This is a genomic window from Rhizobium sp. CF142, from assembly GCF_000281145.1.
Taxonomy (GTDB): domain Bacteria; phylum Pseudomonadota; class Alphaproteobacteria; order Rhizobiales; family Rhizobiaceae; genus Rhizobium.
In genome coordinates, this window is sequence record NZ_AJWE01000010.1 from 66719 (window position 1) to 88431 (window position 21713).

Consider the following 21713-nt stretch of genomic DNA (forward strand, 5'->3'; position numbering starts at 1 on the left):
GATCCACAAAGCGCAAAGAGCGGCATGCTTCTTCCGGTCTGGCGCGCAGGGCACTTGCAACGTTTCTAAGCGGCCTTCTCCTGTTTCAACCGGCCTTGCTGCAAGCCCAGCAGGTGACGCCGGATGCGGGCGCACCGGCCGCAAACCGGCCCGACATCGGGGCGGCGCCAAACGGCATTCCATTAATCGATATCGTGACGCCGAACAGTGCCGGCCTTTCCCACAATAAATACGGCGACTTCAATGTCGGAACGCCTGGTCTGATTTTGAATAACTACAACGCCGAGATTGGCAATTCCAAGCTCGGCGGCGTCACGCCAGGCAACCCGAACCTGCGCAACAGCGGCCCGGCCTCGGTCATCCTGAATGAAGTCACCAGCGGCAATCGAAGCGCGTTGGAAGGGCCGGTCGAAGTGTTCGGCGGGCGCGCCGATGTCGTTATCGCCAATCCGAATGGCATCACATGCTCAGGTTGCGGCTTCATCAACACGCCGCACGCAACCTTGACCACTGGCAAGCCGGACATTGACGCCAGTGGAAAACTGTCCGGCTTCACGGTTCAGGGCGGCGATGTGATCTTTGGAGCCAAAGGCGGCAATTTCGCAGGCGGTGACGGCGCGGTCGATCTCTTCGATGTCGTCTCCCGTAAAGTGAGTGTCGACGGCCCGGTGGCCGGCAAAGCCATGCGCTTCGCCGTCGGCCGCAACAGGTTCGACTACGCGACGGGCGAGGCGACTGCGCTTGACGGGGCGGCCGATGCCGGAGAATTCGCCATTGATGGTTCCGCGCTCGGTGCCATGCAGGCCGACAGCATCAAGATCGTCGTGACCGACAAGGGGGCAGGGGTGCGCATGCGCGCCGACATGGCCGCCAATGCTGGTGATCTCACGCTGTCGGCAGATGGCAAGATTTCGCTCGGCAACGCATCGGGCCGTGACGGTGTGAAAATCCGTTCGAACCGGCAGGTGGAGGCCAAGAAGCTCACGTCCAAGAAAAGCGTCGTCGTCGATGCTGCTGCCGGCATGACGCTTGAGACTGTCGCCGCTGATGAGGATGTCGCTCTTGCCAACGGCACCGGTCTTCTAACGATCGACAGCGAAGTTGCAGCGCTTGGAAAGCTGACGTTGAATTCGTCGGGGGCGATCGCAGCCGGCAATATTTCGGCGGGCAAGGACGCCGATATCAAGGCAGGGCAGGGCATTGCCGCGGACCAGATCATCGCCGACGGTGCCGTACAACTAACCTCGACATCTGGCGATATCGCAATCTCCGGACTGGGCAAGGCCGGCGGTGGTGATCTGACGGTGAATGCAGCCTCGGGTGCAATCAGCGCCGGCTCGCTGATCAGCTTCAACAACACGATGCTATCGGCCGGAGCGGACATTGCCATTACCGGAGATCTGCTGTCGGGCGGGACGCTGACTGCACGAGCGCGCGCATTGGCGCTTGGCAAGGTCGTATCGGGGGTGGATTTCGAGGCGAGCGCCGCGGCTAGCGGCCCGCTCGTGATGAAGGGGGGCGTGGGTAGCGCGAAGCTCGAGGCAACAGGAGGATCGGTCAGCGCCGATCAGATCGTCAGCGATGGTGATCTGACGGTTCACGCGCAAAAGAATATTTCCTACGACAGCCTGCAGAGCTTCGCCAAGGCCGAGCTCGGGGCCGATCAGGGCGCCATCAGTCTCGATCACAAGACCGTCGCCAAAGGCGATATCACGCTTTCGCTCCAGAGCCTGGATCTCAGCGGAAATCGCGGCAAGATCGCCACATCAGGTACGCTGATCGTCAATGCCGATAGTGCCAATCTTTCCTCGAGTTCCCTGACTTTCGGTGGCGTGGCGCTCAATCTGTCCGGCTCGGCCAACATGGCAGGCACCACTCTGCGTGCGCTTTCCTCGGACGGAGGCACCGGCAATATCGCGGTTAAGGCGCAGACCGTTTCCACGACCGCTTCCACATCCCTTCTGGCTGCCAACGATATGACGCTGACATTGGCATCACTCGCCAATGCCGGACAAATGGCAGCCGGGCGTGATCTTACGCTGACCACCGGCGGCAATTTCTCCAACACGGCAACCGGTCTCGTCTATGCCGGCCAGGACGGGCGCTTCTATGTGCCGGGCGACCTCGTCAATGACCAGGGAGCGATCGTTGTCGGCCGGGATCTGACGATTGCCGCCGATGCCGCCGGCGGTCGCAATCATTCGATTACCAATATCTCCGGCCTTATCCAGGCCGGCAATGACGTCTCGCTCATCACCGATAATCTCACCAACAAGCGGCTCAATCTCCCGGGTCTGAAATCCGTCCGGATCGACTCGGATACGCTGGCGGCATTCCGCCTGAACCAGGCCGTCGCCGGCCAGCCGTTCATGCAGCTCTATCAGGGCTCGAACGATGACAGTCCGAGCGATTATCTCTTCCCGGATCTGCCGCGCCAGCAATGGGAAGCCTATCAGGACAAGCTCTGGTCGGAAGCGCGCCTCGCCGACGGCACATCCTTCCGTGCATGGACCTGGATAACGGAAGTCGGCCCCAGCAGTTCGGATTCGATCCGTGACTGGATCCAGACTCGTGTGCCGCGCGACGCAAACGGCAATATCACGCTCGATCCGAACAACCCGTCGAAATATTTCATCGTCTCAAAGCAGGGAAAGCCGAGGGATACGAGCACGATCTATACCTGGGACGACAGTGCCCGCATCGGGCAGAGCGTCTACGAGGATGTTTTCGATGGCGCGCTTGCTTCGGAGGCGCTCATTCGCTCCGGCAGAAACCTGCTGATCGATTCCACGGTTCTCAATAACGCGAGCAGCTCGATCGAAGCACAGGGCAATGCCGTTCTTCGCGGCGGCACGCTCAACAACCAGGGTGTCATGGGCACCCGCCAGACCGTCGTCGAATGCTTTGCGCAAGGGGCGTGCGAGGCCTACGACGCGAGCGGCAATCGCAATCCATCCAAGGACATGGCGGCGGGAACCTCGGTCCTCACCAAGACTGAGGCGGTCGGGCTGGCTTCGGCCAACATTAAGGCCGCAGGTGCACTGGATGTCAGCTTTGGCACTCTCAACAACAGCGTCGGCAGCGGTTCGATTGCAGGACATACAGGTCTTGCGGCCGGCTCGAACGCTGCCAATCCCACGGCCGCTTTGAACGGCCTGACGGCGGGCGGAGCGCTCTTCGCACCGAACGCAGCTCTTGGCGCAAGCGCCTCCAGACCCAATTCCGGCGGTTTTGGCGGAACGATCCCGGGCCAGGTCTTCCTCTATGAAACCCGCGCCGATTTCCTCGATGTCGGCAAATTCTACGGTTCTGGCTATTTCATCGACCGTATCGGCTATGCGCCGGATCGCGAGGTGCCGTTCCTTGGCGATGCCTATTTCGAGAACCAGCTTGTCGACCAGCAGCTTCGCCAGCTCGTTGGCGAAGGCCTCGGCAAGGGCTCGTTCGTTCCCGGCAGCGACGCGATCGAGCAAATGAAGAGCCTGCTCGACAATGGCCTGGAGTTCGCGAAAGCGCATAATCTCGCCATCGGTGAGGAAATATCTCCGGAGCTTGCGGCGAACCTGACCGAAACGATGGTCTGGTACGAAAAGAAGACGGTGCAGGGGGTCGAGGTACTCGTCCCGACCGTTTACGTCGCCAATACCGACAAGGCAAAGCTGACGGTTGCCGGCGCCTTGATTTCCGGCAGCTCGGTGTCGATCGATGCGGGTACGGTTGCCAATTCCGGCGCTCTCGTCGCCAAGAACGACCTTGGCGTGAATGCAACCGATATCTCGGCCAACGGCGGCAGCTTCAAGGCGGGCAATGACCTGTCGCTGGAGGCGTCGCAGAATCTCACTCTGGCGGCGCAGACGGTGACGGTTGGCGGCCATGACGTCGTCAATCCGAACGCCATGGTGGAAACGGGCGGCGATGCGAAACTTGCCGCCGGCGAGGCCCTCAAGCTGCAGGGCGCCGGCATCGAGACCGGCGGCAAGGCCGAACTCTCCGGCCGCGACGTGACGCTCGAGGCGCAGAAGGTCGACAATAACGGTTCGCAGAATGCGACCGGAACCCGCATCAATGCGGATGGCGACATCTCCATCACAGCACAAAACGATGTGAACGTGATCGGCAGTTCGGCCAAGGCCGGCGGCGCGCTCAATGTCACCGCCGAAAACGGTTCCGTCAACATCGTCACGACCGATGTGACGCGCCAGACCGATGACGGCTATACGAAGACGCGTTCGACGACGCAGCAGGAGTCCCAGCTCGTCGCCGGCGGCAATGCCACGATCAAGGCGGACAAGGATATCCTGCTTTCCGGCTCGTCCATAAAGACGGATGGCAATACCGCGATCGAGGCCGGCCACGACATTAATATCGCCGCTGCGCAGAACACCACCTCGCTCGCCTACGGGAAGAACTCCGGCGAACTCACCACCCATCTCGGTTCGCAGATCACCTCGAAGGGCGATGTCTCGGTCTCGGCCGGGACCAAGGGCGAAGGCAATCTCGCTGTCATCGGCAGCGGCATCGAGGCGGATAAGTCCGTCGATCTCAAAGCCGCCGGCAACGTGACGATCGCTGAAGCGCGCGACAGCGAAAGCTACGAGTTCCACAACAAGTCGGGCGGAAACGCGACGACCGACGCCACGCTTAACCGTGAGCTGGCCGCCGGCTCGTCGATCAGCGGCAAGACCGGCGTCTCCATCTCGTCCGGCAAGGATACGGTCATTTCCGCCTCCGGGCTTCAGGCCGGCGATGAGGATCACAAGGCCGATCTTAATATCCGTTCCGGCGGCAATCTCATCGTCTCCTCGGGCAAGGATGTCGTCGATGAAACGATCAACTCCAAGGGCAAGGGGTTCCTGTCTTCGCGGAATTGGCACTATGACGGCTATGATGAAACGATAGTTGCCGCTCAACTTGGTGCCTCCGGCAATGTGAAGCTCGATGCCGGCCGCAATGTTGCCATCGCCGGCTCCTCGGTCACGGCCGATGAGGCCATCTCTATCGAGGGTGACAGTGTCTCGATCCTTGGTGCGCAAGAAACTCATCAACACGAACTAGCACAGAAGAGTTCCGGAATCGGCGCAGGGTCCGGCGGCGGCTTCTATTCGATATGGGGCAAGGAGGAGAAGACAAACAAATCGTCCTCCACGAACAACGCGTCATCACAGCTTTCGGCCGGCACTGATGTCACGATCAAGGCGCGTGACACCGACATTAATATCGTTGGCTCGAAGGTCGATGCCGGCAATGACATTGTGCTCGATGCGGCGCGCGACGTGAACATTCTTCCCGGAGCCGAAAGCCAGGCGTCGGAAGAAAAGGAGAAGCGCTCCGGCTTCGGCATCCAGCTCAGCGGAGGCAGTGGCGGCGCCTCCATCGGCATCGGTTATGGAAAGGTGAGCGACGAGACGCGCCAGAGCGCCGCAACCAACGCCGGATCTACCCTCAGCGCCGGCCGCGATGTCATCATTACCGCCGGACGTGATGCCAACCTTCAGGCAGCTCAGGTCGAAGCTGAGCGTGATGTCCTGATCACGGCGGAACGTGATGTAAATCTTCTATCGGCCCAGGATGTTACCAACTACGACCATGTCCACGAGGAACTGTTTGCCGGCATCACCGCTCAGGTTTCGACGGGTCTGGTAAGCGCAGGGCAGAGCATAGCCAATGCGGCCGATAAGATCGCCAACGTGTCCGACGGCTACTCTACCGCCAATGCAGCCTTCGCCGGTCTGAAAGCCTACGACGCGATCAAGGATCTGCAGGCAATCGCGGGCGGCACCGGCAATATCGCCTCTGCCTCCCTCAGCGTTGGTTTCGAATATTCGAAATCCCGTGAGAATGCGGAAACCTCTACGCCCGTCGTCACCGGCATCCGCGCCGGCCAGTCGGTCACCATCGAGGCAACGTCCGGCGACATCAACAGCCACGGCGCCCAAATCGTCGCGGGCTATGATGAGAATGGCCGGCCGACGCTTTCCGACAGCGACAAGGTGGGTGATATCACGCTGAAGGCCGGCAATGACATCAACCTGGAAAGCGCGCAGGCTACCAGCAACTCATCGTCCAGCAGTACGTCGGCTGGCGCCAGCATCGGTCTTTCAGCGGGGTTGACGCTGAATGGTATTGGCGTCGGCGTCAGCGGCAGTGCCCATGCCGGCGCCGGAAAATCGAAGGGTGAGGGGACGACGCAGGTCAATACCCATGTAACTGGATCCGGCGACATCAACCTCCAATCGGGTCGCGATACCAACCTCAATGGCGCGGTCGTCTCCGGCGATACGGTAACCGCCGACGTTGGGCGTGACCTCAACATCATTTCTGTCCCTGACACCGGCAAGAGTTCCAATTCATCTGTTTCGCTCGGTATCGGCTTCGGTGGGCCTCTCGACGGTGGCCTTTCACTCAGCGGAATCTCACCGGGTGGTGGTCTTGGTTCCGGCAAGACCAACTGGATCAGCGAGCAGTCGGGGCTTGTCTCGTCGGGTTGGATGGATGTCACGGTCGGCGGCAACACACATCTTGGTGCTGGCAAGATTATTTCCGAAAGTGGCGACCTGATACTCGATACCGGCACGCTGACTTTTGAGAATTTCGAGGGAGCAAAAGGATATGAAGGTTTCGACCTCACGGCCAATATCGACCTGAGCGGAAAGGGGCCGCAGCGGCCCGATCAGACATCTCAGCCGCGCACGAGCGTCGAGGGTTCTTATCAGCTCGATGACACCCGTCAGGAAGTTCGAGCCACAGTCGGCCCAGGCGAGATCATCATCCGGGATGAGCAGAAGCAGGCGGCACTGGAAGCGCAAGGCGCGACCTCGCCTTTGGATGAGCTCAATCGGGACCCTGAAGATGCCTATGAAATCACGAAGGACGTACATGTTGGCATCGAGTTCTATCTCTCTGACACGAGCCTGAATGGACTGGGACGGGGTCTGAGCGGGGCACTTGCCCCCGGTGGTTTCGTGGACAAATACATTCTCGGACGCGAACTCACGCCCGAAGAACAAGCCCAGGTCAAGGCAGGCATCCAGGCGCTGGCGAATGGTGGTGAATTCGTTGGCTGCGGCCAGCAGCAGGGCTTCAATCTCCTCGACTGGATCATAACCCCCGCATACGCCTATGAGACGAGCTGCAGCATCCGTCAGCATGACGGAAGCTTGATAGAGCTCGGCATAAAAACCTATCAAGAGTGCAAGGACGCGATCTATGCGTATCTCAACAGCCTAAGCCCTACGCAGCGTGTTGCGGTCCTGCGTTCCGCCGGTTTCGCTATTGGAAGCAGCAATGCTCCAAACATGGAACTTGCCCAAATGGACCAATGGCTTTTCACTGCAATCGAAGAGTTGGATGGACAGCCGCGCGGCGAAAACTTCCGACAATTTCTGGAAGGCAACGCAGAGGGCTACGCGTTCGCCGAGAAGATGGGGGCTGAGCGCTGGGCAATCTGGGACAATGCGTCGCTTACTTGGCCTGAAAAGGTGGAGGCTCTCGCCAACACCGGACTCGATATCAACACGATTGTTGCAATGGCCATATTGGGAGGTGTTACGGGTAAGGGTAACATCGGACCATTCTATAAGACGAATAAGGAGGCCAGAATAGCGGCTGAAGCTCTTGGCTTCGCAAAGATAAACGAAACGATCCACGGAGGTCAGGCGGTTTATAAAAAAGGAAACCTGTATATCACCAGAGACCTCGATGGCCACAACGGCGGCGCTTGGAAGATGGCCACATCGGTTAAAAATCTTGGAACTAAAGAAAATAGACTTGGTACTTACGACGAGAACCTTAACCGCATAGGTGATTAAATGGATATCGACGAAGATAATAGGAAAAGCTGGACGGAGAAAGGAAAGACAATTCGATCCTTAATAAAGGAACTTCAGTCCTTTGAAAATCAGGACCTACCTGTGGTTCTTTCCATTGATGGAGGTGAACAGATCAAACCAGTTAGCCTGGTAGGAAAAAAAGACAATCAGTGTTTGATTGCATTTGTTCCAACCTCAAAATGAACGCCCCGAGCCCGGACGGCAGCATCTTTCTACCGCTGAGAGTTTTTTGGCGATACTGACGTCGGGGGAAAGCTATCGAAGTATTTCCAGGACGTGTTATTAGTTTCATATTCAACAAAAATGAATAAATGAATCAGCAATATGCAAAAGACGTCGTTGACGACATTTATGACGAGGGCGATCGCGATATAATATTCTTTGGCCACATATTAAGCTTTGTCACATACGATAAAGATGACAAGCCGTACGATAAATCGCCAGATGAGGTATACAATGACGCGAAAGAGTTGTCGAAATTCCTAATTTCAAATGGCGATTTCAGTCCAGGATTGTCTGTTCGACAGCCGGATGGATCTTTTAAGAATGTTCTCTTCGAGGGCGGATTTGACGAATTCAATACCTATTTGAACAATGTACTTTCTGAAGGCGGCATTGATTGTATAGATCTCATCGCCGGTCCCTGGCTCATGAAAAATAACATCGGCGAGTCTGCACCAATTGTCCCAGGCTATGTGGCTGATATATTTAGATGATTAAGGCATAGACTCGAGGACTCGGTGCAGCAGTGGTCGTCGGTCCGCCCGTTTCGGAGCCGTCTATTAAAAAGCCAACCGCCACGATTCATCGTCGATTCCGTCATTATGCGCCTTGAGGAAGGCGCATTTGTCGCCCGGATTGCCCCCGGTTCCGATAGCGGTCGAGGAGGCCCAGGGCTCTCGGACGAGGAAGAGAAATCCAACGAATTTCAGCTTCAGGTCCAGCACCGACGTCTGTCGAGAAACAGCAACCAAGCGATCCCCAGAAGACCAGAGAGCGCACTGACTACCGCAGTGCCGGAATAGCTGGTGATGGCTGTGCCGGCGGCAAAGAGAAGAGCGCTTAATCCGGCGCTGAGAAAGATGTTGACGGAAATAAGCGCGCTGCCGAGACCGGGCCGCTCGGCGATCAAATCCTGCAGATAGGTGATTGGAATGGAGATCAGTGACGCCGCGCCGATGCCACTGATCAAGGTGAGGGCATAGACATGCCAGGGCTCCTGGGCAAAGGCCAGTAGCAGCAGGTAGACGGCATAGATCAATGCCCCGGTGGCAAGGGCTGCGAGTTGGCTGATGCGGCGCAGCAGGCGCGACCAGACGATGATGAAGACCACCTCGAGGAGAGCGACGATCCCGACCAGAATACCGATATCGGCGACAGTGCCGCGTGCGGCGCCGGTTACGACGAGGGGGAAAATGGCGTCGTTCACATGCAATGTGCTGCTGATCAGGGCGATGGCCGTGATCCGGCTGAAGATTTTCGGAGAAATCACCTGGCCGAGTGCGGCGAGATAGGAGAGATGGTGGGTGGCGGCACGATCCGTGCCGCTCTGTCGGGGCAATAGGAAGCCGACGAGCCCCACGCAGACCAGGCAGGAAATGGCGGCGAAGAGATAGGCTGGCAACATGGTCGACGAGGAGGAGAGCAGAACCCCCGTGAGCCCGGGTACCAGGACCCAGGAAAGCGAGATCATCGCCCGCACGCCGGAATTGACGGTCGCCACGTCAGCGGGTGCCATCCCATGGGCTGCGGCCCGGACATTGGCAAAGAGCAACGAGTTCAGGCAACCATAGACCGGCAGCAGCAGAAGCGCGCTGAGGACAAATATGTCCTGCGTCGGGAAGAAGAAGACCGCGCCATAACCGACAACGCCGAAGGTCGCCGCAACAAGCATCATCGAACGATATTCACCGAGCCGGTCGGCAAGATTGCCGAGCAGAATACTGACGATCACGTTGACCGCCGCTGCGGCGAAGATCAGCGCGGCATAAAGCTCATTCGACAGGCCGAGTTCGCGGATGCCCACGACCGACCGATAGGGGGCCGTCGTCGCTCCGGCAACTCCGAACGTGAAGATGGCGATCATGCTCACCCGGATTGCAGGATTACGGAAAACGTCGGGAATCAAGCGGTTCATTATCGTCGCCAGCTGGCTTTGAGGGTATCCTTGTGCAGGCGGAGAAACCCGCGTTCGCACAAGGATCGTCATGATCAATCTCGGTCGCGCCTGAGGGTGGGAAGGCACGCATGCGGCGTGTAGCCGAAATCCTGATTCAAGGGAAAGACAAAGCCGCCGGCCTGACGCTCATCCGACATTCGATGCCTCGATCGACCAAACCCTCGACGAGGGCCGGCGATTATCACCCCCGATGTCAATTTTCATCGTTGCCAGCTCAAAGCTTCGGGCTAAGCGCCACGATCGCTGCGAAACGGTCCCAATCCTTCGACGCTTTCGGGGTCCATGCAGCTTCGGCAATTGCCGGAAGACGCGGGAAGACGAGGCGGTTGAAATAGCCGCGCGATAGGAAGTGCTCCGACCAGATACACGCCTGGACACCCTTTAGCTTGTGTTTCAGCGCTTCCGGAAATTCGCCGGCCGCTTCATAGGCATAGGTGTGGGCTGGCGGCACCGTGCCGGCCCAGCTCGCGCCCGGTTCCTGGAAGGCTTCGGCCTGGACCATGTCGAGATAGTAAGCCTGACCCGGCGTCATGACGACGTCATAGCCTTGTTCGGCGAGCTCGATGCCGACCTGCGGATTTTCCCAGGCCATCAAGAGGCTGTCCTTCGCCGCGACCCCGCCGCCATGGGCGACCTCGTTCCAGCCCGCGAGCTTGCGGCCGCGCTTGTCGAGCATCGTCTTGACCTGCTTCAGGAAGTAGGATTGCAGCCCGAACGTGCCCGAAATGCCTTCTTCGGCCATCAGCTTCCTGGCAAGGGGCGAGGCGAGCCAGGAGCCGTTCGCCACTTCGTCGCCGCCGATATGGATGTAAGGCGAAGGGAACAGCTCGACCATTTCGTCGAAGACCTTTTCCAGGAATTCGTAGGTCAGCGGCACAGCAGGATTCAGCGCGTTGTTCGGATAGCCCTGGACAGAATGGTAGCTATCCGGTGCCTCCTGGCCGTCTGTCAGTTCGGGTAGGGCAACCAGCGTCGCCGCATTATGGCCGGGGATATCGATCTCCGGAACTACCTCGACATGAAGGGAACTCGCATGTCCAACGATGTCCCTAACATCGTCCTGGGTATAAAAGCCGCCGACAGGCTCTGCGCCATTGCCAAGCTGCGGCAGCAGCGGTTCGTCCGGGCCTCGCAACACGCCCGTTGTCGTCAGTTGCGGATAGGCCTTGATCTCCAGACGCCAGGCCTCGTCATCGGTCAAATGCCAGTGGAAGATGTTGAGCTTGAACCAGGCAAGGATGTCGATCAGCCGCTTGACGTCATCAACCGGATAAAACTGCCTGGAAACGTCGAGATGGCAGCCGCGCCAGCTGTAGCGGGGCCAATCGGAAATCGTTCCGGAAACCGGGAAGCGGAATTTGCCCTTGCCGACCCGCGCACCGTTGAGCATCTGCGCGAGCGAGGTCAGGCCGTACTGGCGCCCAGCAGCGCCGGAATAAGAAAGTGTCACGCGATCGGCCGAGAAGGTCAGCCGGTAGGCTTCGGTCTCGAGCGAGGCATCCTTGCTGAAGGTGAGGGCGCGGCCCTGCGGCGAGGCGACCAGATTGAAAACCGAATGGTCGCTTTCGAAAAGGCGGCGGGTTAGCGAAATGCAGGCGGATATTGCCGACAATTCGTCTGCGCTGGCACCCTCCGGATAGAGGATGACCGGAAAACTATCGCCCAGTTTCGCATCGATTTCGGCCGGCCACGGCTGCAGCGCAAAAGGCAGATCGAGCCGGCCCTCGGGCAAAAGCACGGGCGGAGGCTCGCTGGTGCGGCCTTCGAGCAGCAGATCGGAAACGGAAACCGATACATGCGCTCCAGAAGACAGCGTCAGATAAGCGGACTTGGCGCCATCAGTGCAATGTCGTGCCGGGCGGTGCAGGCCGGCGACAGTGAAGGTCCAGCTTTCACCGGCAGCAAGGGTCAAGCCGACCGGCGGTTCGAATTCATGAAAATTGGCGTTGCGTCTCAGAAACGTGGCATTGCTGCACGCGGCGGCATTGATGACCCGCGTGAGCGAGGTGTAGACAAGCTTGAAACCGGAAAGCGCCTCACTGGAAAGATTGAACAGCGTGAAGGTGAACGCGCCATTTGGCCCGCCATTGGGGTTCCAGCTGCTTTCCAGGCGATAGTCGGCCGGTTTCATATCTCGTTCCTCTCGGTGTATCCTGTGATTTTCAGTAGTGCTCGGACTGGGAAAAAGTACGGGCAAGCTCGGCCTGGCCGGCTGTCAGGCCGCAGTCGACCGGCAGGCAGACGCCGGTAATCGCCGCAGCCTGGGGACCGGCCAGGAAGGCGACGGCATTGGCGACATCCTTCGGATCGACGACGCGCTGCAGCGGATACCAGCGACGGGCATCCTCAAAGACATTGGGATTGGCGGCCGCGCGGGCTTCCCAGGCCTGCGTCTTCACCGTCCCGGGGGCAACGGCATTCGCGCGGATGCCGAATTTTCCATATTCGACGGCGACCAGCCGGGTGAAATGCAAAAGGCCGGCCTTGGCGGCGCTGTAGGCCGGATGGCCGAACACGTTCATGCCGTTGACCGAGGCAATGTTGATCATGGAGCCTCGCGACGCTTTCAGCTGGTCTTCGACGGCCCGAAAGCAGAGAAATGCCGCTTCGAGGTTGAGCGCATTGTCGGCACGCCAGATCTCCGCCGTCGTATCATGCAGGCTGACAGCGCGGGCTGCACCCGCATTGTTGACGAGGGTGCGCAGGCTGCCGAGCTGGGCTGCGCGCCTGGCAAGAGCCGCAACACTCGTCTCGCTGGTCACATCGCATTCGACGGGAACGAAACGATCGGCCGGTCCAAGCCTGCCGGCAACGGCTGCCGCAGTGACGAGATCGATATCCGCAAGCAGAATGACGTCATGATCGGCGGCGAGTCGATCGGCGATCGCCGCGCCGATATCGCCTGCTGCTCCTGTCACAATGGCCACTGATTGCGTCATTGTCGCTCCCTCTTGTTGATCAGTCTCCGAGCAGCTGCTTGTCATCCCCATCGCGGTGTGTGACCAGCTGCTGCTTGATGCGTCTCAGCGTCGTCGTCGCCTTCGGTTGGATGGCATAGGCGACGAGGCTCGCCAGGATATCGACGGTTGCGATATAGGCGATACGCGTCGATGTCGGGCGGAAGATGTTCGTTCCTTCCGGAAGATCGATCGGCACGACGATCCCGGCGGCTCTCGCGACCGGGCTGTCGGTTTGCGTCAGCGCAATGGTCCTGACCTTGGCCTCGCGTGCCAGTGCAAAGGCCCGCACCAGCTCTGCGTTGCGCCCTGAAAAGGAAGAGCCGATGATCACATCACCGGCCTTCGCTGCCGCCGCCATCATCAGCTGCATGCTGTGGTCGGAACTGGAGGTGATCCTGAGACCAAGGCGAAAGAGCCGATTCTGTAGCTCATCGGCAATCATCGAGGAATTGCCGCCCGATCCGAAGGCATAGATCATCTCCGCCTTGGCGATCTGCGCAACAGCAGCCTCGATCGCGGTCAGGTCCAGCGAGCGATGCAACAGAAAAAGGGCGTTCTGCGCCTTGGTGATGATATCCTGAGCGACATCGGCCGGATCGCTGCTCTTTGATTCCGGCTTCAGATAACGCACGCCGACATGGGCGGTGCGGGCAAGCTGCACCTTGAAATCGGAAAAGCTGTCGCAGCCGAGGCGGCGGCAGAAACGTGTAACCGTCGGCGGTGAGACTTCTGCGCGTTCGGCAAGCTCGATGATCGAGGCATTCACCGCGAATTCGAAATCGTTGACGATGATGTCGGCGATGCGGCTCTCGGAGGCGGAGAGCCCGCTCCTGTCTTCCTGCAATGTGGAAAAGATATCCAAGCCGATCCTCCCGCCGATCCCTCAGTCAACTCTTCTTCTTATTATAGGCAACGCAGTCGATCTCGACCTTGCAATCCACCATCATCGACGATTGGACGCAGGCGCGGGCCGGCGGATGTGCGCCGAAATAATCCTGATAGATCTTGTTGAATGTCCAGAAGTCGCGCGGATCGTCCAGCCAGACGCCGACGCGTACCACGTCCTCGACGCCGTATCCGGCTTCATCGAGAATGGCGAGCACATTGGCGATCGTCTTATGCGTCTGGGCAACGATATTGCCGTCGATGATCTCGCCGTTTTCCATCGCCACCTGGCCGGAAACATAGAGCCAGCCATCGGCCTCGACCGCACGCGCGAAAGGCAGCGCCTTGCCGCCGGCGCCGGTCTGAACAGTGCCATATCGCTTGATGGACATGTCGGGATCCCTGCAAATTATTTTCTTGATAAGTTGACAAGGGACCATAGAAAGCAGATTTTGACCAGTGAAAAACGCCATTTATGAAAAGAATTTAAATCGGGAGCGAAGATGCGTGATCCTTTCAAGAATCCTTTTCCGTCCTCCGATACTGCACGGCACGCCATCTGGGAGATGCTCGTGCCCCGCGACATCGATGCATTTCTGGCAGCCGACTGGTCGATGGTCGAAGGTGATTTCGTCGAGGAAGGCTTCATCGGCATTGATGGCCGCAAGGAGATCAGCCCCGACAAGTGGCGTCTGGCATTTCCCGCACTTTCGGCCTATCGCGACGAGTGGCTGAGGCAGGCAAAGGATTTTGCCACACAGAGCTTCGCGGAGGATACCCGCACCGCGATCTTCACCACCACAACGCTCGAGGACATCGAGATCGAGGGCGACATGGCGCTTGTCCGCAAGAAGTTCGACGGCGGCCTGACGAAGAGTGATGGCACCCGCGATATCATGCAGTGGCAGACGCTCTATTATTGCAGGCTCCACCAGGGACGGTGGAAGATCTGCGGATTTACCGGCTACCTGCCGAACCCGATGGGTTGAGGCGGGACCGCAAAAACAAGGCCAACTCATTTGCGCATTTTCACGGCAGCACTGGCGACCGAAACCAATACGTTTTCCCCGATCTGTGTGGACCGCCGCGCTTTCGAAGCGTCTCTTTATGCCCCGCCCGGCCAGCATCCGGAAACGCCCACACTCTGCACCGCGCCGATCACTGTCGGTCGCCGCGTCGCCGCTGAAAAGGGCTGGGAGCTGATCGAGGGCACGGCAGCCTGGGCGGACCCGGCCGGCCTCGTCAACCGCCAGGCGTATGAAGAGCTGCGAGACGAAATCCTCGACCAGCTCCGTGCGGCAATGCCTGTCGATGCCGTGGTGATGGGCCTGCACGGGGCAATGGTGGCCGCGGGATATGAGGACACGGAAGGCGACCTCCTGACGCGCATTCGCGACATCGTCGGGGCTGATGTGCTGATCTGTGCCGAGCTCGACCCACATAGCCATTTGACCAGGAAGCGCATCGAGGCGCTGAATTTCGCGGTTTATTTCAAGGAATTTCCGCATACGGATTTCGTCGACCGCGCCGAGGATCTCTGGCGCATCGCCGTCGATGCGCTTGAGGGCAGGGTCAAGCCGGTCAATTCGATATTCGACTGCCGGATGATTGATGTCTTCCCGACCTCGCGCGATCCGATGCGCTCCTTCGTCGACAAGATCATGCGGATCGAGAAGGAAGATCCGGAAATCCTGTCGATCTCCGTGGTCCACGGCTTCATGGTCGGCGATGTGCCCGAGATGGGCACCAAGCTGCTTGTCGTCACCGACGACAATCCGCAGAAGGGTGCGGCGCTGGCGCGCGAACTCGGCATGGAACTGTTTACCAAGCGCGGCACCTTCATGGTGCCGCAGATCGATGAGAAGGAAGCTGTGTCCCGGGCGATGGCCGCCAAAACCTGGCCGGTCGTCATTGCCGATGTCTGGGACAATCCGGGCGGCGGAACCGCCGGCGATGCCACCGTCATTCTCGAAGAGCTTCTGGCCCGCGGTGTGGAAAGTGCTGCGATCGGCACCATCTGGGATCCGATCGCCGTTCAGATCTGTTTTGCCGCTGGCGAGGGGGCCGAAATTCCGCTGCGCTTCGGCGCAAAGTCTGCACCCGGGACCGGTAATCCCGTCGACGGCATGGTGAAGGTCGTCAAACTGGTGAAGAATGCCGAGATGCAGTTCGGCGAAAGCCTCGCGCCTTTCGGTGATGCGGCCCATATCGTCCTTGATGGTATCGACATCATTCTGAACTCGACGCGGGCGCAGAGCTTCGATCCGAGCCTGTTTTCGGTGATGGGCATCGATCCGACCAGGCAGAAGATCCTGGTGATCAAATCGACCAACCATTTCTTCGCATCCTTCTCGAAGATCGCCGCTGAAATACTCTACTGTTCGGCAGGAACCCCCTATCCCAACAATCCGGCGACGACCCACTATCGCCGGGCGCCGAAGACCATCTGGCCGATCGTGGCCGATCCTCATGGAACCGAACGCGGAGCTGCCTGAGATGCATGACAACCGGTTTGCCGTCGTTGCCAAGGCTGGAGACAGGATCGCGGATCTTTCCACGCCCCGCCCGATCATCGACGAAGACAGACTGGCCGCCAACATATCCAGGGTCCAGTCCTATATGGACGAGCACGGGCTGAATTTCCGCCCGCATATCAAGACGCATAAGATACCTGCGCTCGCAGCTGCCCAGGTCGCGGCCGGCGCTAAGGGTATCAATTGTCAGAAGGTGACAGAGGCAGAGGTCTTTGCCGAAGCCGGTTTCGAAGACATCCTGATCACCTTCAACATTATCGGAGCCTCGAAGCTCGAACGGCTCGCTGCCCTGAACGATCGCATTTCCGGTCTCAAGGTGGTTGCCGATAGCGACGTGACGGTAGATGGTCTGTCATCACATTTTTCTGGCCGCAAACCGCTGATCGTCCTCGTCGAGTGCGACACCGGCGGCGCACGCTGCGGCGTCCAGACGCCCGAGCAGGCGGCATCGCTTGGCAAGCGCGTCGCTGCGGCCGATGGGCTGACATTCGGCGGTATTCTCACCTATCCGAAGCCGCAATCGGCCGATGCCGTCGAAGCTTTCATCCAGGCTACCCTGAAACAGCTGGCGGAAGAGGGCATTGCCTGCCCGATCGTCAGCAATGGCGGCACGCCCAGTCTCTTTCAGGCGCATCTGGTCAAATCGGCGACGGAGCACCGAGCCGGGACCTATATTTACAATGACCGTCAGATGATAAGGATGGGACATTGCACACAAGACGATTGCGCAATGCATGTCCTGGCAACTGTCGTGTCACGGCCGAATGCGGACCGCGCCGTTATCGACGCAGGTTCGAAGGCGCTAACCTCCGATCTTCAGGGCTTTGCCGATTTCGGCCTCGTCGTCGGATATCCCGAGGCTAGAATTACCAGTCTCTCGGAAGAGCACGGCGTCATTGACCTTTCGGCCTGCACCGGTGCGCGGCCGCAGATCGGCGAAAAGCTCTCCATCATCCCGAACCACACGTGCGTGGTTTCGAACCTGTTCGACACGATGGTCTTCCATCGCAACGGCATCGTCACGCGCGTCGAGGACGTCGCAGCGCGCGGGCTCGTCTGGTAAGTATCGCCTAGTTGACGGCCGCTCAGGCCGTTGCCGGAGCCAGCAGGTTCATGTCGATATCGGTGAGCTCGACGCGGCGTTCGAAAGCGACACCTTCCTCGTTAAAGAGATGGCAATCGGCGGCATTGATGCCGACGGCAACCGGCACGTCGGTGCGAATGCCGACACTGCCGGGCAGCATGGCGCAGAAGTTCTCCGTCTCGCCGCCGAGCGCAACATAGGCCACAGTATTTGCGCCAAGCCGTTCGATGACGCTGGGTGCAACCGTCAGCGAAATGTCGCCGGCTCCGAGCTGGATATGCTCCGGCCGGATGCCGAGCGTCATCATCTTGCCGACCATGCCATCGCGCGGCGTCACAGGCAGGGTTGCCGGCTGGCCGCGATAGTCCACGGTCACGCCGGCCTCGCTTGCAGATGTGCACGTAACGGGTAGGAAATTCATTTTCGGATTGCCGATGAAGCCGGCGACGAACTGGTTGGCGGGCTTGTGGTAGAGCTCGAGCGGTGCACCGGTCTGTGAAATATTGCCGGCATCCAGCACGACGATGCGATCGGCCATCGTCATGGCTTCCACCTGGTCGTGCGTCACATAGATCATGGTTGCCTTCAGCTGCCGGTGCAGCTTGGCAAGTTCGATGCGCATATCGGCGCGAAGGGCGGCGTCAAGATTGGACAGCGGCTCGTCAAAAAGGAAGATTTTCGGCTCGCGGACGATGGCGCGGCCGATTGCGACGCGCTGGCGCTGTCCGCCCGAGAGCATGCCGGGCTTCTGCTGCAGCCGCGTTTCGAGATGCAGGATGCGTGCGGCATTCTCCACCTTGGCCTTGAGCTTTTCCTCCTCCATCTTTTCCACGCGAAGAGGGAAGGCGATGTTTTCGAAAACCGTCATATGCGGGTAGAGCGCATAGGATTGGAAGACCATGGCGATGCCGCGCTTGACCGGCGGCAGGTCGTTGACCCGGACGCCATTGATGATGATGTCGCCCTTGGTCGTCGCGTCAAGACCTGCGATCATGCGCAGGAGGGTGGACTTGCCGCATCCCGAAGGCCCGACGAAGACAACGAACTCGCCGTCCCTGACGTCGAGCTCGACGCCTTTGAGAACTTCGTAGTCGCCATAGAATTTTTGAACCTTGTTGAGCTGAAGCTGTCCCAAAAATCTGTCTCCGATCCCAGCCTGAACGCGCATGAATTGGTCGGTGAGGATCGCAGATCGTCGACCTGCGATCCTCGACGTCGATTTACTTGAAGGTCTCAATTTCGCCTGCAGCCTTCTTCAGAGCGGCTTCAGGCTCGGCCTTGCCGGTGACGACGGACTGGACCATCTCGATCATCGAGTTCTGGAAGCCCTTGTAGTCGGTGAAGAGCGGCTCGGGACCACCGAAGGCGATGCCATCGATGAACGGCTTCCACGACGGATCGGCCTTGACGAATTCGTCGACCTTGGCGGACGGACGCAGCGGAGTCAGGCCTGCACCGCCCTGGAGTTCGTATTCACCCTGCGGACCCGGCGAGGTGATGTACTTGGCGAATTCTGCCGCCTTTTCTTCGACGCCCGTGCCCTTGAATACTGCGAGGCTGTCGGTGATTAGCAGCGTGCCTTCACCCTTGGCCGAAGGGCCGAGCGGTAGCGGCGCGACGCCCCAGTTGATCTTAGTGTTCTTGAGGCGGGCAGCAGCGCCCGAACCGGCCTGTATCATGCCGACCTTGCCGTCGAGGAAGATGGCGCGGATTTCATTTTGTTCGTAGGCGGTTGCGCCTTCGACGGAGTAGGGCGTGATCTCCTTGTAGGCCTGCAGGGCAGCCAGCACTTCCGGGCTGTCCATCACGATCTTGTCGCCGTCGATGACCTTGCCGTTATTGGTGTAAACCCAATGCATGAACTGGTGCATGGTGTTGTCGAAAGTCTTGGCCGGAAGGCCGTAGCCTGCGATACCGGTCTTTTCCTTGATGACCTTGGCATCGGCGATTTCTTCAGCCCAGGTCTTCGGCGGCGTTTCCGGGTCGAGGCCGGCCTGCTTGAAGAGATCCTTGTTCCAGTAGAGGGCCTTGGTCGAGAATGCGACCGGCACGCCCCACTGCGTATCGTTAAAGGTGACGGTATCGACGATGTTGGGATAGTAGCTTTTCTTCTCTTCGTCGGTCATCGGCACCGGAACGATCAAATCGTTCTGGGCGAATTCCTTGAGCGTACGCGAGCCCACATAGGCCATGCCGACCGGCGTGCCTGCTGCAGCAAGCGTCGTCGCCTTGTCCTGGCACTGTTCCCAGCCGACAACTTCCGGCGTCACCTTCCAGCCGGGATTCTTGCCTTCCCATTCCTTGATGTACTTCTCATGGATGGGGTCGATCTTGTCGCCGCAATAGATCCAGCTGATTTCCTGGTCAGCGGCATGAGCAGTCATGGTACCGAGCGCGGTGGAGCCGAGCAGGGCGAGGGCCATGAGCCCGGTCTTGAATTGGATTGTCACTTTTTAGCTCCCGTTTTCTCTGGTGGTTCTGGTTTTGTCTTACTGTTTCACCGCGCCGGCGGTCAGACCGCTGACGAGATACCGTTGAAGGAAGAAAATCACGATCATTGCGGGCGCGATGCCAACGAAACTTGCAGCCATCAGCTCATTCCAAACGACTTCCTGACGGCCGAAATATGCGAAGAGTCCGACTGGCAGCGGTGCGAATTCGGTCTTGGAATTGAAGGTCAGGGCGTAGATGAACTGCTGGGCGTAGGATCCGATGAAGGTGGTGATCGCCACCACTGTAACGCCGGGCATGGCGATCGGCAGGATGACGCGCCGCAGCGTGTAGAAATGGCTGGCGCCGTCGACGAAGGCCGCTTCATCCAATTCCTTCGGAATGCGCATCATATAGGTGCGCAGCAGCCAGATCGCCGAGGGGATCAGGAAGGCGATGCCCGGGACCATGATGGCGAAATAGGTGTTCAACAGCCCGAAGGAGCGCATCAGCCGGAAGAGCGGAATGAGCAATACGGCGCCCGAAAACATGTTGACCGCCAGGAACGCGCCGAGCAGCAGCCCGGCCCCTTTGAATTCGAAGCGCGCGAAGGCGTAGGAGGCCGGAACGACGAGGATCAGCACAGCGGTGGTGACGACGGTCGAGATGAAGAAGGAATTGAAAATATAGCGCCCAAAGCCCGGTACGCTGACCCACATCGTCCGGTAGGCCTCAAACGAGCCGTTTTCGGGAATGAACCGGTAGGGGGAGGAAAACAGCTGGCTGAGAGGTTTCAGCGAGACGAGAAAACCCTCGACGAAGGGGGCGAGAACGAAGGTGAGGAACACCAGGATACCGGCATAGATGCCGATGACTTCATACCATTTGTACCGATTGATCAGCAGATGGGGTGTATTCATCGCTTGTCTCCGGAAGCAAGGCGGCTGGTAATGCGGAAGTAGCAGACGCAGAAGATCGACAGGAAGATGCAGATCAGCACGGCGCGCGCGGCGCCTTCGCCATATTTGTTCGAACCGATCGCGGTGCGATAGGTATCGATGATCATCGTCGTGGTCTCGCCGCTCGGGCCGCCCCGCGTCAGGATCCAGATAATGTCGAAGGAGTTGAAGGTGGATATCAGCGACAGCATCGACATGGTGATCATCGAGGGTACGATCAGTGGCAGAGTGATGCGACGGAAACGATAGAAGCGCCCGGCGCCATCCGTCCAGGCTGCCTCATAGAGATCCTGCGGGATTGCCTGCATAGCGGCCAGCATATAGAGCGTCACCATCGGAACGCCGATCCATACATCGGTAATGATCGTCGCCCAGAAGGCAGTCGATCCTTCGGCAAGGAAGGCGACAGGGCCGGAGGCGAGGCCGAAGCGCTGAAGCATGCCGGAAATCATCCCGAACTGGCCGTTATACATCCAGCCCCACATGAAGATGCCGATTGCCATCGGAACGATCCATGGCGGCATGGTCAGCACGCGAAAGAGCGCGCGGCCGGGCACTGCGGCGTTCAGCATGGTGGCGCCGAAGACGCCGATGATCATCTTGATCGAGACCGAGAAAAACGTCCAGATGAAGGTCCGGATGATGACCTCGGCGAAGGTCGAATTGAAGATCTTGCCGTAGTTGACCCAGCCCACCCAGTTGGTGGTCTTCTTCAGCGATGCGTCAGTGAACGACAGGATGAAGGTGTCGAGTAGCGGATAGGCAACAATCACAGTGACGTAGAGGACGGCTGGAAAGAGAAGGAGCCAGGCGAAGATGACCGTGCTGCGTTGAACACCCATCTTCTCGCCTC

At 59.1% G+C, this 21713-nt stretch carries 15 protein-coding genes; 6 read left to right on the forward strand and 9 right to left on the reverse strand.

Annotated elements, in window-relative coordinates; genetic code table 11:
* The first annotated feature begins 95 nt into the window (after positions 1-95).
* The 3 genes from PMI11_RS02910 (at position 96) to PMI11_RS02920 (ending at position 8545) form a co-directional block, all read left to right on the forward strand.
* Entirely contained in the window at positions 96-7808 is a 7713-nt protein-coding gene (locus tag PMI11_RS02910; protein ID WP_162137069.1) for a hemagglutinin repeat-containing protein, read from the forward strand.
* The gene (locus PMI11_RS02915) at positions 7809-8012 is read left to right on the forward strand and encodes a hypothetical protein (protein WP_025669820.1); all 204 of its coding nucleotides are present in this window, start codon (positions 7809-7811) and stop codon (positions 8010-8012) included. It abuts the gene before it with no gap.
* A gap of 128 nt (positions 8013-8140) precedes the next feature.
* Positions 8141-8545 carry a hypothetical protein gene (locus PMI11_RS02920; RefSeq protein ID WP_007813114.1) on the forward strand — a complete coding sequence of 135 codons (405 nt, stop codon included), beginning with the start codon at positions 8141-8143 and terminating at the stop codon, positions 8543-8545.
* Between the two features lie 218 nt (positions 8546-8763).
* Here the strand turns inward: PMI11_RS02920 and PMI11_RS02925 are convergent, their stop codons facing one another.
* From PMI11_RS02925 to PMI11_RS02945, 5 genes are all read right to left on the reverse strand, one after another.
* Positions 8764-10038, reverse strand: a complete 1275-nt coding sequence (locus PMI11_RS02925) for an MFS transporter (RefSeq protein ID WP_007813116.1) — start codon at positions 10036-10038, stop codon at positions 8764-8766.
* 184 nt (positions 10039-10222) lie between these two features.
* Positions 10223-12139, reverse strand: a complete 1917-nt coding sequence (locus tag PMI11_RS02930) for a beta-N-acetylhexosaminidase (protein WP_007813119.1) — start codon at positions 12137-12139, stop codon at positions 10223-10225.
* A 31-nt stretch (positions 12140-12170) separates the two neighbouring features.
* The gene (locus PMI11_RS02935) at positions 12171-12947 is read right to left on the reverse strand and encodes an SDR family oxidoreductase (RefSeq protein WP_007813121.1); all 777 of its coding nucleotides are present in this window, start codon (positions 12945-12947) and stop codon (positions 12171-12173) included.
* 19 nt (positions 12948-12966) lie between these two features.
* On the reverse strand, positions 12967-13830 hold the full coding sequence (locus PMI11_RS02940) for a MurR/RpiR family transcriptional regulator (RefSeq protein ID WP_007813123.1): 864 nt from the start codon (positions 13828-13830) through the stop codon (positions 12967-12969).
* 25 nt (positions 13831-13855) lie between these two features.
* The gene (locus PMI11_RS02945) at positions 13856-14245 is read right to left on the reverse strand and encodes a RidA family protein (RefSeq protein WP_007813124.1); all 390 of its coding nucleotides are present in this window, start codon (positions 14243-14245) and stop codon (positions 13856-13858) included.
* Positions 14246-14356: 111 nt separating this feature from the next.
* Here PMI11_RS02945 and PMI11_RS02950 point away from each other — a divergent pair, with 111 nt between their 5' ends.
* Genes PMI11_RS02950 through PMI11_RS02960 form a run of 3 tightly spaced genes read left to right on the forward strand, consistent with a single transcriptional unit; the run spans position 14357 to position 17450 of the window.
* Positions 14357-14842 carry a hypothetical protein gene (locus tag PMI11_RS02950; protein WP_007813126.1) on the forward strand — a complete coding sequence of 162 codons (486 nt, stop codon included), beginning with the start codon at positions 14357-14359 and terminating at the stop codon, positions 14840-14842.
* A 30-nt stretch (positions 14843-14872) separates the two neighbouring features.
* Positions 14873-16348: a M81 family metallopeptidase gene (locus PMI11_RS02955; protein ID WP_007813128.1), complete on the forward strand. Its 1476-nt coding sequence runs from the start codon at positions 14873-14875 to the stop codon at positions 16346-16348.
* Between the two features lies 1 nt (position 16349).
* On the forward strand, positions 16350-17450 hold the full coding sequence (locus PMI11_RS02960; protein WP_007813131.1) for a D-TA family PLP-dependent enzyme: 1101 nt from the start codon (positions 16350-16352) through the stop codon (positions 17448-17450).
* A gap of 22 nt (positions 17451-17472) precedes the next feature.
* Here PMI11_RS02960 and ugpC read toward each other — a convergent pair whose 3' ends face one another.
* The 4 genes from ugpC to PMI11_RS02980 all read right to left on the reverse strand — a co-directional run bounded on the left by ugpC (position 17473) and on the right by PMI11_RS02980 (position 21702).
* The gene (gene ugpC, locus PMI11_RS02965; RefSeq protein ID WP_007813133.1) at positions 17473-18606 is read right to left on the reverse strand and encodes an ABC transporter ATP-binding protein; all 1134 of its coding nucleotides are present in this window, start codon (positions 18604-18606) and stop codon (positions 17473-17475) included.
* Between the two features lie 85 nt (positions 18607-18691).
* Entirely contained in the window at positions 18692-19921 is a 1230-nt protein-coding gene (locus PMI11_RS02970) for an ABC transporter substrate-binding protein (protein ID WP_007813135.1), read from the reverse strand.
* Between the two features lie 39 nt (positions 19922-19960).
* Positions 19961-20821 (reverse strand): carbohydrate ABC transporter permease, encoded by an 861-nt coding sequence (locus PMI11_RS02975; RefSeq protein WP_007813137.1) that lies wholly within the window; start codon positions 20819-20821, stop codon positions 19961-19963.
* The gene (locus tag PMI11_RS02980; protein ID WP_007813139.1) at positions 20818-21702 is read right to left on the reverse strand and encodes a carbohydrate ABC transporter permease; all 885 of its coding nucleotides are present in this window, start codon (positions 21700-21702) and stop codon (positions 20818-20820) included. The genes PMI11_RS02975 and PMI11_RS02980 overlap by 4 nt, the downstream gene beginning before the upstream one ends.
* Positions 21703-21713: the final 11 nt, after the last annotated feature.